The sequence below is a fragment of the Maribacter sp. Asnod2-G09 genome (assembly GCF_045063795.1).
Lineage (GTDB): Bacteria > Bacteroidota > Bacteroidia > Flavobacteriales > Flavobacteriaceae > Maribacter.
In genome coordinates this window covers 337,715-351,921 of the sequence record NZ_JBEFOA010000003.1, presented here as the reverse complement: position 1 = coordinate 351,921, position 14,207 = coordinate 337,715, and the positions used below count along the sequence as shown (strand labels likewise).

At 34.2% G+C, this 14,207-nt stretch carries 10 protein-coding genes and 1 riboswitch; of the genes, 6 read left to right on the top strand and 4 right to left on the bottom strand.

Translation table 11 applies throughout. The features are described from left to right. Positions 1 to 6: 6 nt before the first annotated feature. Positions 7 to 2,361 carry a TonB-dependent receptor gene (locus ACJJVT_RS05465; RefSeq protein ID WP_405397092.1) on the bottom strand — a complete coding sequence of 785 codons (2,355 nt, stop codon included), beginning with the start codon at positions 2,359 to 2,361 and terminating at the stop codon, positions 7 to 9. Between the two features lie 110 nt (positions 2,362 to 2,471). Here ACJJVT_RS05465 and ACJJVT_RS05460 point away from each other — a divergent pair, with 110 nt between their 5' ends. The 3 genes from ACJJVT_RS05460 (at position 2,472) to ACJJVT_RS05450 (ending at position 5,146) form a co-directional block, all read left to right on the top strand. Next, on the top strand, positions 2,472 to 3,698 hold the full coding sequence (locus ACJJVT_RS05460) for a hypothetical protein (RefSeq protein ID WP_405397090.1): 1,227 nt from the start codon (positions 2,472 to 2,474) through the stop codon (positions 3,696 to 3,698). A gap of 165 nt (positions 3,699 to 3,863) precedes the next feature. Beyond that, positions 3,864 to 4,241 carry a PleD family two-component system response regulator gene (locus ACJJVT_RS05455; RefSeq protein ID WP_073244466.1) on the top strand — a complete coding sequence of 126 codons (378 nt, stop codon included), beginning with the start codon at positions 3,864 to 3,866 and terminating at the stop codon, positions 4,239 to 4,241. 143 nt (positions 4,242 to 4,384) lie between these two features. Further along, entirely contained in the window at positions 4,385 to 5,146 is a 762-nt protein-coding gene (locus ACJJVT_RS05450; protein ID WP_405397089.1) for an SPOR domain-containing protein, read from the top strand. Positions 5,147 to 5,161: 15 nt separating this feature from the next. Here the strand turns inward: ACJJVT_RS05450 and ACJJVT_RS05445 are convergent, their stop codons facing one another. Continuing rightward, positions 5,162 to 6,244: a serine hydrolase domain-containing protein gene (locus ACJJVT_RS05445; protein ID WP_405397087.1), complete on the bottom strand. Its 1,083-nt coding sequence runs from the start codon at positions 6,242 to 6,244 to the stop codon at positions 5,162 to 5,164. 196 nt (positions 6,245 to 6,440) lie between these two features. Then, positions 6,441 to 6,537, top strand: a riboswitch (SAM-I-IV-variant riboswitch). A 51-nt stretch (positions 6,538 to 6,588) separates the two neighbouring features. On the opposite strand from ACJJVT_RS05445, the gene ACJJVT_RS05440 reads away from it, so the two are divergent. The 3 genes from ACJJVT_RS05440 to ACJJVT_RS05430 all read left to right on the top strand — a co-directional run bounded on the left by ACJJVT_RS05440 (position 6,589) and on the right by ACJJVT_RS05430 (position 11,350). Then, a complete protein-coding gene (locus ACJJVT_RS05440; protein ID WP_405397086.1) occupies positions 6,589 to 7,890 on the top strand; it encodes a Na+/H+ antiporter NhaC family protein in 1,302 nt (433 codons plus the stop codon). A gap of 316 nt (positions 7,891 to 8,206) precedes the next feature. After that, a complete protein-coding gene (locus ACJJVT_RS05435) occupies positions 8,207 to 9,067 on the top strand; it encodes an outer membrane beta-barrel protein (RefSeq protein ID WP_405397085.1) in 861 nt (286 codons plus the stop codon). 255 nt (positions 9,068 to 9,322) lie between these two features. Next, complete coding sequence (locus ACJJVT_RS05430) at positions 9,323 to 11,350, top strand: FAD-dependent oxidoreductase (RefSeq protein WP_405397084.1); 2,028 nt, start codon at positions 9,323 to 9,325, stop codon at positions 11,348 to 11,350. 38 nt (positions 11,351 to 11,388) lie between these two features. Here ACJJVT_RS05430 and ACJJVT_RS05425 read toward each other — a convergent pair whose 3' ends face one another. Both ACJJVT_RS05425 and ACJJVT_RS05420 read right to left on the bottom strand, forming a co-directional pair. Further along, entirely contained in the window at positions 11,389 to 12,183 is a 795-nt protein-coding gene (locus tag ACJJVT_RS05425; RefSeq protein WP_405397083.1) for a hypothetical protein, read from the bottom strand. A gap of 154 nt (positions 12,184 to 12,337) precedes the next feature. Next, a complete protein-coding gene (locus tag ACJJVT_RS05420; protein ID WP_405397082.1) occupies positions 12,338 to 14,155 on the bottom strand; it encodes a pyruvate kinase in 1,818 nt (605 codons plus the stop codon). Positions 14,156 to 14,207: the final 52 nt, after the last annotated feature.

Here is a 14,207-nt window from a genome sequence, read left to right as displayed (position 1 = left end):
GTGTACTTAGAATTTAACAGAAATCGCAGTACCTACGGTTAAAGGTTGTCCTCTCCAGGCAACATCATCAGGACTACCAACAAATTCACCTGGTGAGAATTCTTGGTAATATTCTTTATCTGTCAAGTTCTTGCCCCAAAGTTCAAGTTTCCAGTTTTTGTAGGATAGTCCCAAACGAGCATCTAATAAAGAATAAGCATCTGTAGTAAAAGCATCTCTATTACTTTCATGCCAGTAGGTTTTTCCTGTAGTATCTAGGTTTAAGAATCCGTTGAATTTTAAATCATCGGTAATATTGAATGAAGATTCTAAACCAACAGCGAAAGTACTTACAGGTACAAACGGTGTTTTTTGACCATCGTAAGCAGAATTGTTTGTAAAAGTACCATCGTCACCACCTGTAGTACCACCTTCTACAATTTTAGCATCTGTTACACCTACATTGGCAAATACATCTAAGAAGTTTGAAAGTCTAGCACGAGATTCCAATTCAAAACCGAATACATCACTCTTATCATAATTATAAACACCTGCAATAAAAGTGGTTAGGTCTAAAATATATTGTTGTTGGTTATTTAAAGTAGAATAGAATACAGAACCGTTAAGTATAAAGCGATCGTTCCATGAAGTAGTTTTAAAGCCTAATTCATAATTGTCTGATGTTTCATCGTCAAACTCTCTATTGAACAGATCAGTTGGCTGTGCATTAAATCCGCCATTTCTATAACCACGACCGTAGTTTGCATACACCAAAACATTTTTATTCGCTTGATATGATAAAGAGACTTTAGGTTGAAACTCGCTATTATCTCTTTCAGAATTGGTAACAAACAATACATCATCTTGTGTAAAGTTGTCCATATCTAAACGGAATCCTGCAGAAAGCGTTAATTTATCTGTTAGTTTGTAATCTCCGAATCCGAATAAAGCGATAGTCTGGGTTTCGTTAATATAGTCTGCTGTATCGTAAGCATCTGGACCGCCAAAATCAACACCAGTAGTCCCGTTTTGGTAAAAGTCTTTTTCTATTTTTTGATAGAATCCGCCTAAACTCCAATCAAACTTAGTGTCCGATTTTGAATTATTGATTCTAATTTCTTGGTTGAATGTTTTGGTAGTGATTTCTTCACCTTGTGTTAAGCCGTCCAACTCAAGAAAATCTAAATCTCCATTAGTAGAACGTTCTACTTTATTGATTGAAGTGATACTCTGTAATTTAACACCGGTAAGGTTATAATCCATTTTTAAGGTACCGTAGTTATTCGTCATATCTGATCTTCCCAGCACATCAGAAAATATTACATTATTACCATCAGACGGATTAGGGTCTAAAATACCACCCGTAAATTCACCATCTGTACCAGTTGGGTTAACCGAGTAATAAGTTGCGCCACCTTCAATATTAAAATACTGATAAGAACCCGTAACTGAGAAGTTAGAAGATAATTTCGCTTTCAATTGACCCCTTACATTAATGTCTTCTCTAAAATCAACTTTTTCATTAAGAAATTCGTTGGTAAGTAAACCATCAAAATCTTTATACTGTGTAGAAAAACGATAGAACAACTTGTCTTTTGCTATAGCCCCAGATGATACGAACTGTGCTTGTTTAAATCCGCCATTACCAACACCTAATTTAATTTGGTTGTTCATTTTATTAGTAGGGTCTTTTGTGTAAATATTTACAGCACCACCAATGGCATTTTTACCATATAAGGCACCTTGCGGACCTTTAACCACTTCAACCAAAGCCAAGTCATACAAATCTTGACTTAATAAACTTGGGTCTGGTATGGTAACACCATCAATAACGAAAGCCAATGGAGCATCGCCACCTCTAACTTGCGGAATACCACGAACCGTAATAAAGTTTAATCCAATAGATTGCGAAGAATTGAATTTTAAGTTTGGTACTAAAGTTGAAAATGAACTTACATCTGTAATACCGGCACTTTCAATGCCTTCCGCATTCAAAGCGGTAACAGATTCTGGTGTAGTCTGTATAGATTCTGTTCGCTTACGAGATTTACCCATAACACCAGAGAACCCTTGTACGGTAACACCAGTTAATGAAACAGCAGTTTCTACCAGTTCAATATCAATTTGAGATTGCCCTGAAACTGTTATTTCTTGAGTTTCAAACCCAATAAAAGCGACAGATAGTATTGCTTCGGTAGATGTAATGCTAATATCAAAATTTCCGTTGAAATCTGAAATTACACCATTAGATGTACCTTTTTCGCTAACACTGGCTCCGGGTAACGGTTCGCCATTTTGATCTGTAATTTTACCAGTCACCAAAGTTTGTGAAAAACCTAAGGTAGAAACCAGAAAACAAATAAGTAAGAATTGTTTTTTCATGATCTGTTTAGATTAGTTTGTTTGCTAAATGTAGAAACACATCTATTAATTCTTATTAATTCTTAATACTAAAAATATTTTTAATAATTTTATTCTTAAAATAGGAATTTATGATAACAGGTTCAGGGTCATTGGTTTTTACTTCAGAGTACTTTAAAATTTTAATAGATAAGATACATGATGAGTTTATAAAAAAACATAATCTTACCCAATTACCAAAAACGTTTCAATTGTATGGTTATGGTGCTTTTGATGAAAACAAGCCTAGTCTTAAAAACGATTTTGAAGCTTTGGGCTCAGAGTTTATAAATGGAAAGTACTTATATGATAAGTTTCGAGAATTTGAAAAAGGAAAACCACTTATAAAACTGAATCATTATTATAAAACCATCATCTTACTTTTCTTAGGATATCAAGACTACGAAGTATTTCTTGCAGAGCACAAACCCTCTGAAGATGAGCTTGAAAAACAGTTAACCCTTATTAAAAGTAATGATGAAGACATTACTTATTATTATATCAATTACTATTTCGGGGAAGACAATACTATTTTAAAAGGACAGAGTATTATCTCTAAAAACTGGAAGAAGATTCAGCATATATTCATGTACCCGTTAGAGGACGGTAGCATGCGTGAATATTATAGCCACGGCAATATAAAACGCCAAGGAGATACCTTGACTATTAAGACAAATACCCTATCTGGGGACAGATATATTGATGGGGCTAGTGAAATCTATTATTTAGGACACCGAGCGCCATCTAACATTAAATACTTGATCGGTACCTATTGCACATTCGATCTATTTACAAATACCGTTGCCGGGCGTTCTATTTTAGAAAAATGTGAGAGTAAGCAAGAAATGGAACAAAAATCTATAGACCCTAGCATACCACCTTATATAGCTATGGAAATTCGAAACAAACGTATTGTAAACCCAAGTGTTGTTCCAAAACACGCACTAGAACTATCAAGCAATAGTCCGTACGCATCACTTTATGGCAAACTACCAGGCACCTATAATGTAACTTTTGACTTTGTTGATGGATTTCAGGAAAAATTGAAATTCAAAATTTTGAAGTCCAATTTTGAAATAGTAACACTTACCGATAATGTCTATATAGAAAAGGACCGAATAGAACTATTGAACAAAGGATCTGTAATTAATTTCAGATTTAACTTCTCTGGCATTATAGCTTTGGAGCGCGTAAATATCTACTTTAAAAGTTACTATTTAAAAAATAATAGTAGAAACCAAGAAGGTGTATTTAGTGGTATAGATAATGAAAATAGATTGGTGAATGGTTCATTAAATGTTGATTTTATTGAAGCATAATTTGTAAAAAAGAAATTATATTAGGAAGCGTTATACGCACCAGAAATGTCATTTTTAAAGTGTAATATTAACATATAAAGATACTTTCAAGCCGTTCATCTGAATTAATTTCTCATAATGAGACAATGGGGTACATTTCGTCTCTCAAACCTCAAACTCAGATTAATGAAACTCGAATTAGTAATTGTAGATGACTCCCATCTTTGGTTGTCACTAGCAGAAAAGCTTGCCAAAACTCACCCGTTGGTACGTAGTGTATTAACTTTTGAAGATTCTTATGATGCTTGGGTACATATACAAATAGCGAAACCACAAGTGGTCATGTCAGATATTGAAATGCCAGGTATGAACGGACTCTCTTTTCTAGAAATGTTCGCAGATCGTTTGCCATTTATATCAAGTTCTACCAAGCAAGAATTTGAAGTTGTTGCTAGAGAACTTGGCTGTGTTGATTTTGTAAGTAAACCATTTACAAAAAGTGAACTTCATAGGGCTTTAGACCTTGTTTATTATAAGATTTATGGCAAGAAAGTAAGTGCATAAAACTACATTATAACTGAATTATATTTTAAAAGAAACTGCACCCCAAACATCTTAAGATTTGGGTAAATTATATACATAAACATCAGATTGGTTATATTTACTTTTTTAGGTAAATAATTGTACTTCATAACAAACACATAACCATGACCCCCGATAAAGATATTTTTAGTAGCCGAGAAGGCAGATGGGATTTTGTAATCGCCATTGTCGTAATCGCAATATTCTCTGCATTTATTTACATGTATATGTTTAATAAAGAGGAAGATAGTTCAGTATCTGTCACAGATGTTGAAACTTTAGATGAAACACCACTACCCGCTTCTTTTCATTCTGAAGGTCGCGAATATGTATACTCTAATTCAGATGTTTATGAACCTATAACTATCCCGGCAAAAGATGCATACGACCATAATAAAAGTACAGCAGTTGTAATTTCTGATACTACACTTACTGTTTCTGATTTTAAAGAAGAAATAAATGTTGATTTAGAAGAAGAGATCACAACTGAAGTTCAAAGTATATCTAAAGGGGCATCCGACGAAAGTACATCCGAAGAAATTATAGCAGACATTGAAACTCCTATTATTGAAAAAAAAGAAACTAAAACTCCAGTAGCTAAAAAAGTCGAGCAGCTACAGGAAACTACCAAAACGGCACCAGTAGCTACTACGAATTCTTCTTTAAATTGTATTGCGATGGTAGGTATTTTTAAAGACCCTAATAATAAAAATACAATAATAGAAAAGCTTAAAACATTGGGCTATACCCATGATGAAGGCGCCTATCCAAAAGGTCTCATCTATGTTGGGGTACCAGTTGACTGTGGTAATGAAGCCAAAAGAAAGCAACTTATACTAGAATTAAACGAAGCATTCGGTATTGATTCTTGGGTGAAAAAACGGTAGTTCATCTCATCTACATTATGGCAAATCATAATCTAGACCAGAGTAAATACTCAATATCCCTATTAAAACATCATTTGGTACCATTACAATGCCATTGCTAACATAGGTAACGGTGACATTATCTGATCGGAAGTATACGGTTGATGATCCAAACCCGTCAATACTACCAGCATGACCAAATCCTTTTTTATTATAAAATGCAGGAGAGTTCAGTCCAAATCCATAACCATCGACCATAGTTGTCATAAGAATCAATGAGTCTTCAGAAATTAGCTTACCATCGAATAAAGCTTGATAAAAGATATTTACACCTTTAGCAGAAGATATAATTGAACCAGTGCCTTGAAGTATGGTGTAATGTGTTTCTAAGATAGATGTCCAATTGTCATTCTCAAGATAATATGAAAAAGCTTCATTGTTTTCAGAATTGGTAACCCCACCATTATAAGTATCAATTAGATTTAAAGGAACGGCTATTCTATCATTTAAAGATTGGTCATACGTTTTGGTATCTAAATCTTCGATTATAAAGGATAATAAAACATAATTGGTATTTGAATACTCGTACTTATCATTTGGTTCAAAAATGATCCCATTACTTATAAAATAATCTATAAGTTCAGAGCGTGTGGCAGATTCATAATTTCTCCCTGCCTCAAATTCACCACTTGTGTAATTAAAAAGCCCGCTTCTATGTCTTAGTAAATGCTCAATAGTAATAATTGCGGCATTGGGTATTTCTGGAAAGTAGTTGTCTAGTGTAGTATCTAAGCTTAATTTGTTTTCTTCAACAAGTTGCATAATCATTGTAGCAGTAAATGTTTTTGAAATAGAGCCTATTCTATATTTAGAAGCTGAATTTGCTAAAATAGATTTTTCGACATCTATAAAACCAAAAGAAGTTTGATAGTCTTCTTTACCATCTTTGAAAATAGAAATACTGCCCATTCCTAAATTTTTATCTTCAATTCGAGAAAAGAACAAGTCCATTTTGTCTCGGTCAAAATCTTCGCCAAATTCGTCCACTTCTGGCGTACAAGAAAATACTAGCAATAGTAAAAATATTACAGCAATAGATTTTAGGTAATGCTTCTTCATATGTAAATAATTGAGTTAGTTAATGTTATGATGCCAAACTTCGACCATTAAAATACACAAGGTTGTTAATGAAACAATAATGAAAGTTAAATTTAAGGTAATTATGTAGGAGGAATTCTGTAGGGATATTATTTACAGAAATTAACTTTTTTTAAGATTTAGTAGAAAGATTTATAGACTACATTTGCCGCCTTAAAATTATTATCAAGAATCTCAAAAAAGGAGATAGCAACCTGCAATAACAAGCAAGGTGCTAAATAGATAAGCCATTAATTGGAACAAATGTTAACACATGATTCTTCTAATTTATAGCTATTTCCTTTTTTAAAAATGATGAAAGAGAAATGGAAAGTACTAAAAAGATTATCCCAAAATTTTCAGCTTTAATACCCTTGTTCGTATTTGTATTGACGTTTTTAGGTGTAGGTATCTATCAAAACGATTTCTATGCACTGCCCGCTCCTATAGCGGTAATAGTTGGTATAGTGGTCGCATTTATATTGTTTAGGCAAACCATTTCTTCTAAAATTAATACGCTACTTAAAGGCTGTGGAGATAATAAAGTATTGACCATGTGTCTTATTTATTTGTTAGCAGGTGCTTTTGCCGCTATTACAAACGAAACAGGTAGTGTCAATGCTATTGTAAACCTTGGTTTAGATGTTATAGCTATTCAATACATATATGTGGGTATTTTTATTATCGCCGGATTTTTATCGGTTTCTACAGGTACTTCAGTTGGTGCCATTGTTGCATTGGCGCCTATTGTAATAGGCTTTGGAGATGAAAGTAGTGCAGATTTGGCAATACTATGTGGAGCTTTGTTGGGTGGTAGTATGTTCGGTGATAATTTATCTGTTATTTCAGATACTACAATTGCGGCAACTCAGTCTTTGGGATGTAAAATGAGCGATAAATTTAAACAGAATATCAAAATAGCGGTGCCTGCAGCTTTGTTCACCATTTCAATTTTAGTATTTCAGGGATTAGGGTTGGAGTCCGTCGTAACTGAAGCCACGGTTTATAATTATTCAATTATAAAAATAATGCCATATGTATTGGTGATTATTCTTTCCATTGTGGGAGTCAATGTCTTTGTAACCTTGTTGTTAGGTACAATTGCGGCAGGTGCATTAGGAATCGCTTACGGAGATTTCACATTAATAGAGTCCACTAAAATCGCCTATACCGGATTTACCAATATGACCGAAATATTTCTGTTGTCGTTATTGACCGGTGGACTAGCTGCCTTGGTAGAGAGAAATGGCGGAATTGAATTTATACTGGTCAATATTAAAAAACTCATTAAAAATAAGAAGTCGGCACAGTTTGGTATAGCTACTTTGGTAAGTACAATAAACATGGCAATTGCAAATAATACGGTTTCCATTATTATTGCTGGTCCCATAGCAAAAACGATAAATGACGAGTATCATTTAGATAATAAAAAGACAGCTTCAATCTTAGATATTTTTGCTTGTATATTTCAAGGTCTATTACCCTATGGTGCTCAGGTTTTAATGATTTTAAGCTTCTCAAAAGGGAAAATCGATTATTTAGATTTGGTAGGTAATACCTGGTATTTACTGCTTTTGTTTATTTATACATTACTGTTTATTGGGGTAAAGTCCCAGAAAAATGATTGATGTTAAACAAAAAATCAAATTATTAATTCCCAATAAATTGCAGTAAAGTTCGAAATGAGGTTCTTGGGTTGCTCAATTAGCAATACCTAAGGTAAAATCAAGTATAAATTTCAAATAGAGTGTTAAAAAATAACTATAGATATAGGAAATTTCCTTAAAAAAGTAACTTTGATAGACTAATTAAAAAAATGCAATTAAAATCTTAGCGATACTCTTAAGGTTGTTGGTCAAAACTCTGTTAATCAGTAGTTGATGTAGTTTTACTTTTGCTAATAAATTAGTTTAAAATCAATTTTCAACTTATAAATCATTTATTATGAAACACTTAATCGCTGTATGTGCAGCTGTTTTATTTAGCACGATATCTTATGGGCAATTGCAGGTTTCTGCAAGTTCTGGATTGGCAATTGGTAGTGCAACCATGAAATTAGGAGAACGTATTAATGCTTCTAGCACTGAGAACTCTTATGGTAGTTATGGAGAAGGTATTAATTTTCAAATAAGGGGTACCTACTTCTTTGACGATTCATTTGGTGCAGATTTAAGTATTGGGTATTTAAAAGGAACAGATCAAGATGTATCGATAGTTAATTTGCCAAGTACAGAAGTTAATGCTGTAGCTAGAGCACGTGCTTTTGGAGCTTCTGCATCTGTAGTATATAAGTTTACTAATAATATTTATGGTCGTTTTGGAGCTTTATTAAAATTAGGCGGAAAGACCGAGGGTGTTATCTATCAAAAATCTGTTTTTTCTGAAGCGGAAGCAGAAGCTTTTGGAGTGCCGGAAGGGTCGTATTCTGAGACAAATTATAAAGAAGATTTTCACGGACATTTTCCTTTAGGTTTTGTAGGTGCACTTGGTTATAAGTATGACCTAGATTCTAATTTTAGTCTTTTTGCTGAAGTAGAGTATTACGGAATCAGTTTAAAGCGTAAAGATTCTGAAATAGCTGAGTTTAATACCGATGTTAAACTACCTGATGGTACGGTTGCGGTTAGCGGATTGTATACTATTGATAATTTGCCAGAAGGAATAAACAAGACTACAACCTATGTAGATGAATTATCGAATACTAATACTGATACTTCTAGAGAATTATCTCAAAAAGTACCTTATTCATCTTTCGGTATTAACTTTGGTATTACGTACAAATTTGCACGTGCTATAAAAGAATAATTGTAAAGGTTTAGTCCTTTTAGTAATAAAGAAAAATCCCTATGAAACTTTTAGTTTTATAGGGATTTTTTTATTTTGGTTACTAAGGTTTTAAACTATCGATTGAAGAACTTCGGATAGTCAAAATCTAACTGTATGATTGAAAATAAGCTCTGTACGCTCTAAAAAATGTTTAATTAGTTTTCAAAAATTAAAAACGTATCTTGTTAATTATTATGCATGCATAATAAAAAAGTAACTAAAAAGTAACAAGTAATGACCAAGTACACCCATATTTTTGAGCCACTAGATTTAGGATTTACCACCCTTAAGAATAGAATATTAATGGGTTCGATGCATACCGGATTAGAAGAAGAAAAGAATGGCATAGATAAAATAGCCACGTATTATGCCGAACGAGCAAAAGGCGGAGTCGGATTAATAGTAACTGGTGGAATAGCGCCTAACGTACAAGGTTGGACAGGTCCTTTTTCAGCACGTATGAGCACTAAAAAACATGCAGAACATCATAAGATCATTACTGATGCCGTACATAAAGAAGGTGGTAAAATTTGTATGCAAATACTACATGCTGGTCGGTATGGGTATCATCCTTTTGCAGTTGCTCCTTCCGCAATAAAATCTCCCATCTCCCCTTTCAAGCCATTTAAGCTCAAAAAATCTGGCATTAATCGTACCATTCGTGATTTTGTAAATTCTGCTAAACTTTCAAAATTAGCAGGTTATGATGGCGTAGAAATTATGGGTTCTGAAGGTTATTTAATAAATCAATTTATTGTAGAAAGAACCAATAAAAGAACTGATGATTATGGCGGTAGCTATGAGAATAGAATGCGTTTACCGATTGAATTAGTAAGACAAACACGTGAAGCCGTTGGTAAGGAGTTTATTATTATCTATCGTTTGTCAATGTTAGATTTGGTAGAAAAAGGAAGCACTTGGCAAGAAGTGGTTGCCTTAGGTAAAGAAATAGAAAAAGCTGGTGCCACAATTATAAATACAGGAATTGGCTGGCATGAAGCCCGTATCCCCACCATTGCAACATCGGTACCCAGAGCTGCATTTAGTTGGGTGACCAAAAAGATGAAAGAAGAATTAACGATTCCGTTAGTTACCTCTAACAGAATAAATATGCCCGAAACTGCTGAGCAAGTTTTAGCAGAAGGTCATGCCGATATGATTTCTATGGCGCGACCATTTTTAGCAGATCCAGAGTGGGTCAATAAGGCTGAAGCTGACAAGGCAGATGAGATAAATACTTGTATAGGTTGTAATCAAGCTTGTTTAGATCATGTTTTTCAACGTAAGGTGGCTAGTTGCTTGGTGAATCCGCGGGCATGTCATGAAACGGAACTGAATTATAACCCAACAGAAACAAAGAAAAGAATAGCCGTTGTAGGAGCTGGTCCGGCAGGTTTGGCAGCATCAACGGTAGCAGCACAACGAGGACACGATGTTACACTTTTTGATGGTGAAAAAGAAATAGGCGGACAATTTAACCTTGCAAAACAAATTCCCGGTAAAGAAGAGTTCTATGAAACCATTCGCTATTATAATAAGCAATTAGAGCTGCATAATGTTACGGTGAAATTGAATACTCGAGTAACTGCAGAAGACTTGCAAAATGGTAATTTTGATGAAGTTATTGTAGCGACCGGAATACAGCCAAGAACTCCGAAAATTGATGGTGTAGACCATCCAAAAGTCCTGAATTACATAGATGTATTAAAATTTAAGAAACCTGTGGGTAAACGCGTTGCAGTTATCGGCGCAGGCGGAATCGGTTTTGATGTATCTGAATATTTAGCCCATGAAGGGGAAAGTACAGCTTTAAATATTGATGCTTGGCTTAAAGAATGGGGAATCGATAAGACTTTAGAAGCTCGTAGTGGTATTGAGAATATACAGGCAGAAATACATCCGTCACCAAGAGAAATTTTTATGTTTAAGCGTAGCAAAGGTAAGTTTGGTGGCAATCTTGGTAAAACAACAGGGTGGATCCATCGTTCTACCTTGAAAAAGAAAAATGTACAATTTATTAATGAAGTGCAGTATACTAAGATAGATGATGAAGGTTTGCATTATACCCAAAATAACGAGCAAAAAATACTAGAAGTAGATACTGTTGTTATCTGTGCAGGGCAATTACCCTTTAAAGAACTTTTAGAACCATTGCAAGCAAAAGGCATAAAAGTACATGTAATAGGTGGTGCAGATGTTGCAGCCGAATTAGATGCTAAACGAGCCATAAATCAGGCTTGTAGATTAGCCGCCGAAATTTAATGCAGCTAAAACAGGTTAAGGCGCTATTTTAAAATAATCTAATTTTCTAGAGGTATAAACACTCCGTTTTTATACCTCAGTTTTAGAATTTTACCGGTAGAATCCATAAAGCCCGATGGGGAATCTGGATCTCCATTAATATAACCCTCTACTAACTCATGGTATGATATTTCTTTTGTTTCGGGGTTGTATTGTGGTATCAATTCATCATGACCTCTACTTATTTCGTACATGAATTTATCATCCCCATTAAAGCAGCCATCGCAGTCTTTTAAAATACCATCATTAAAGCTTAAGAGTCTAAACATGTAAAACTCTTTGCCGCTACCGTGTGTGCCGTACGCCTTAGCTAGGTATTTGTCGTTATCGATTAACTGTACTTGATAGTGGTAAACTTCTGTATTATCTGTAATGTAATTATCCTCTGTTTTAATTGTTAAAAAGCCTACTGCTAATTCATTATTTACTTTGTACTGATACATAGAGTTATAGACGTGCCAGGTACCACCATTAAATTCATCCCAAGAAAATATCTTTAGTTTATCATCTTCTGAAGATATGATCCTCATGTATTCAGATAACGAATCGTATTTGACATTTAAAAAAGATTCCTTTCTAAGTGTTTCAGCCAATGTGTTTTGAAATCGTATTAAGATAGTATCTCTAGCTTCCCCATATTTACCACCATAGTCATGTCTATTATCACTGAACTTTTTATAAATGGAAGTCAAATGATTATCTATAGAAGCGGTATCAACCATTTGTTGAGAATGTATGATAGTACTATATCCTATGGATATAATAAAGCTGAGTATAAAAATTGATTTGTTCATTTCTTGAGAAGGACTAAACGTGCTACTATATTAAGCAAAAATTTGAACATTGGGTAAATTGATATTTAATGACAAGCAGCCTTTTAAAAAAAATGTTTTTAAAAGGAATGCTTATTTTACATAGTACCAAGATAATTATCAAATTTGATAGGCTTTAAAGTTTTCTAATCTTTGGCAGCATAGTTTCGTTCTTTTCTTGGTAGTCTTCCATATTAGAAAGAATTGTATTCAAAAGCACGAGCACATCTTCCATGTACGGACCTTTGTTTACCATTACACATTCCGAATTTAGCGCCGTAACCACATCGGTAATCTCTGATCGTGATGGCAGTCCGTTTTTCGCGAGGTTCTCCAAAACTTGTGTCGCCCAAATTACAGGTACGTGAGCAGATCCGCATATAGATAAAACTTCATGTTGCACTTGCCCAATATCTTGCCAACCCGTTTCTACAGCAAGATCACCACGTGCAATCATTACCCCAACATCTCGTATTTGCATGGCTTCTTGTAGTATTTCCTCAAGATTATCGAAAGCAAATTTTGTTTCTATTTTCAATATGACTCCGATAGTATTAAATACACCAAGTCTTCTAAACTCTGATAATAGCTCGCTCACATCTTTTTTAGAGTTTACAAAAGAGAAATTGACAATATCTGCATGCTGAGCAACAAACTCAAGGTCTTCTATATCTTTAGGGGTGAGACCGCCAGTACCTAAATTCGTATTGGGGAAATTCATGCCTTTTTCCGCCTTTAATTTAGCACCCTTCTCTACAGCTCTAGTGATTAGGACTTCAAAATTTTCTTTAGATACAGATTGTATCGCTCCTTCAATTTTACCATCATCGAATAACACTAAATCACCTTGGTTCACTTTTTCGAATATATCGGCAAACTGACATGGAATATGAGCTTTTTCAATAATCTCTCCTGTCTTACTTACAATAGCAGAACTCCCTAAAATGCTTTCTTTGGTTACAACTAGAACATCACCTTTATGGAGTAGTACCGCCTTTTGAATTTCAGGTAAAGTACCTATAGTTCCTTCTTTATTTAATTTTTTACACTCTAAAAGCATACCGCTTTTAAAAATAATCCGCTTTTTAGACCTTACAATAATTCCATTTTCAGAAGCGCTAACTACCTTTAATTTTCTAGATTTATTCTTAGCATCAATTAAGCTAAGCGTTTCATCTACAGCAAGTTGGTCTAACCAGTCCGCTTCAATAGGTATGGCATTCTCTGGTATGATTTTAGCAGTACTAGAAATCAATTCAATTTCAACAGGTTTTACAACATAACCCTCATCATCTTTCTCAGGTTTAAATTTTACGATTCTGCCACCTGGTTTAACATTACCAGTTCTAATTTTAGGTCCGGCTAAATCCATCGCAATTTTAACTGATGTCTTAAATTCCTCAGAAGCTTCTTTTATATTTTTAATAATTGCGAGCCAAACCTCAGGTGTATCATGCGCACAATTAATTCTTGCACAGTTCATACCATTTTGAACCATTGTGTTGACGAATTCTTTATCGTACGCGGCATGAGACGGCATGGTAACCATAATACGAACTCTACGACCCTTTGAAGGAGAACCTAAAAGTGCTTCTGTATTTGACTTTAAAAGAGCTTTACTCTTTTTGGTAGATAATTCTATTTTCTTAAAATCTGCTGGTTTACCATCTTTTAAACGGTATAATAGATATAGTACTTTTACCAAGCTATCTTCAACATGACCTTGAGCATTCGCAAAGCGCGTCATACCTAGGTCACCTAATTTTCTTTGACTTACCCTAAAATCTGATTTTCTAAACCTTTTATAATGCACAAGATTTACCGCACTCATTTTGTGTAATGGATGTGTTTTTTTCAAATTATGAGCTGTCTTTTTCTCCTCTTTCTTTATTTTTCGCAATACAGCTTCGACTTCTTTGATGAGGCTATTTATCTTTTTATGATTGATATTCATAGGTGCATTAATAAAAGGATTGTCTTTGAGGGCAAGGTATTGAAGACTACTT

What these genes read in the sequence shown, in the direction of transcription:
- ACJJVT_RS05460 (WP_405397090.1), top strand. Translation starts at nt 2,472, where the DNA reads ATGATAACAGGTTCAGGGTCATTGGTTTTTACTTCAGAGTACTTTAAA.
- ACJJVT_RS05465 (WP_405397092.1), bottom strand. Translation starts at nt 2,361, where the DNA reads ATGAAAAAACAATTCTTACTTATTTGTTTTCTGGTTTCTACCTTAGGT.
- ACJJVT_RS05420 (WP_405397082.1), bottom strand. Translation starts at nt 14,155, where the DNA reads ATGAATATCAATCATAAAAAGATAAATAGCCTCATCAAAGAAGTCGAA.
- ACJJVT_RS05445 (WP_405397087.1), bottom strand. Translation starts at nt 6,244, where the DNA reads ATGAAGAAGCATTACCTAAAATCTATTGCTGTAATATTTTTACTATTG.
- ACJJVT_RS05435 (WP_405397085.1), top strand. Translation starts at nt 8,207, where the DNA reads ATGAAACACTTAATCGCTGTATGTGCAGCTGTTTTATTTAGCACGATA.
- ACJJVT_RS05430 (WP_405397084.1), top strand. Translation starts at nt 9,323, where the DNA reads ATGACCAAGTACACCCATATTTTTGAGCCACTAGATTTAGGATTTACC.
- ACJJVT_RS05455 (WP_073244466.1), top strand. Translation starts at nt 3,864, where the DNA reads ATGAAACTCGAATTAGTAATTGTAGATGACTCCCATCTTTGGTTGTCA.
- ACJJVT_RS05440 (WP_405397086.1), top strand. Translation starts at nt 6,589, where the DNA reads ATGGAAAGTACTAAAAAGATTATCCCAAAATTTTCAGCTTTAATACCC.
- ACJJVT_RS05425 (WP_405397083.1), bottom strand. Translation starts at nt 12,183, where the DNA reads ATGAACAAATCAATTTTTATACTCAGCTTTATTATATCCATAGGATAT.
- ACJJVT_RS05450 (WP_405397089.1), top strand. Translation starts at nt 4,385, where the DNA reads ATGACCCCCGATAAAGATATTTTTAGTAGCCGAGAAGGCAGATGGGAT.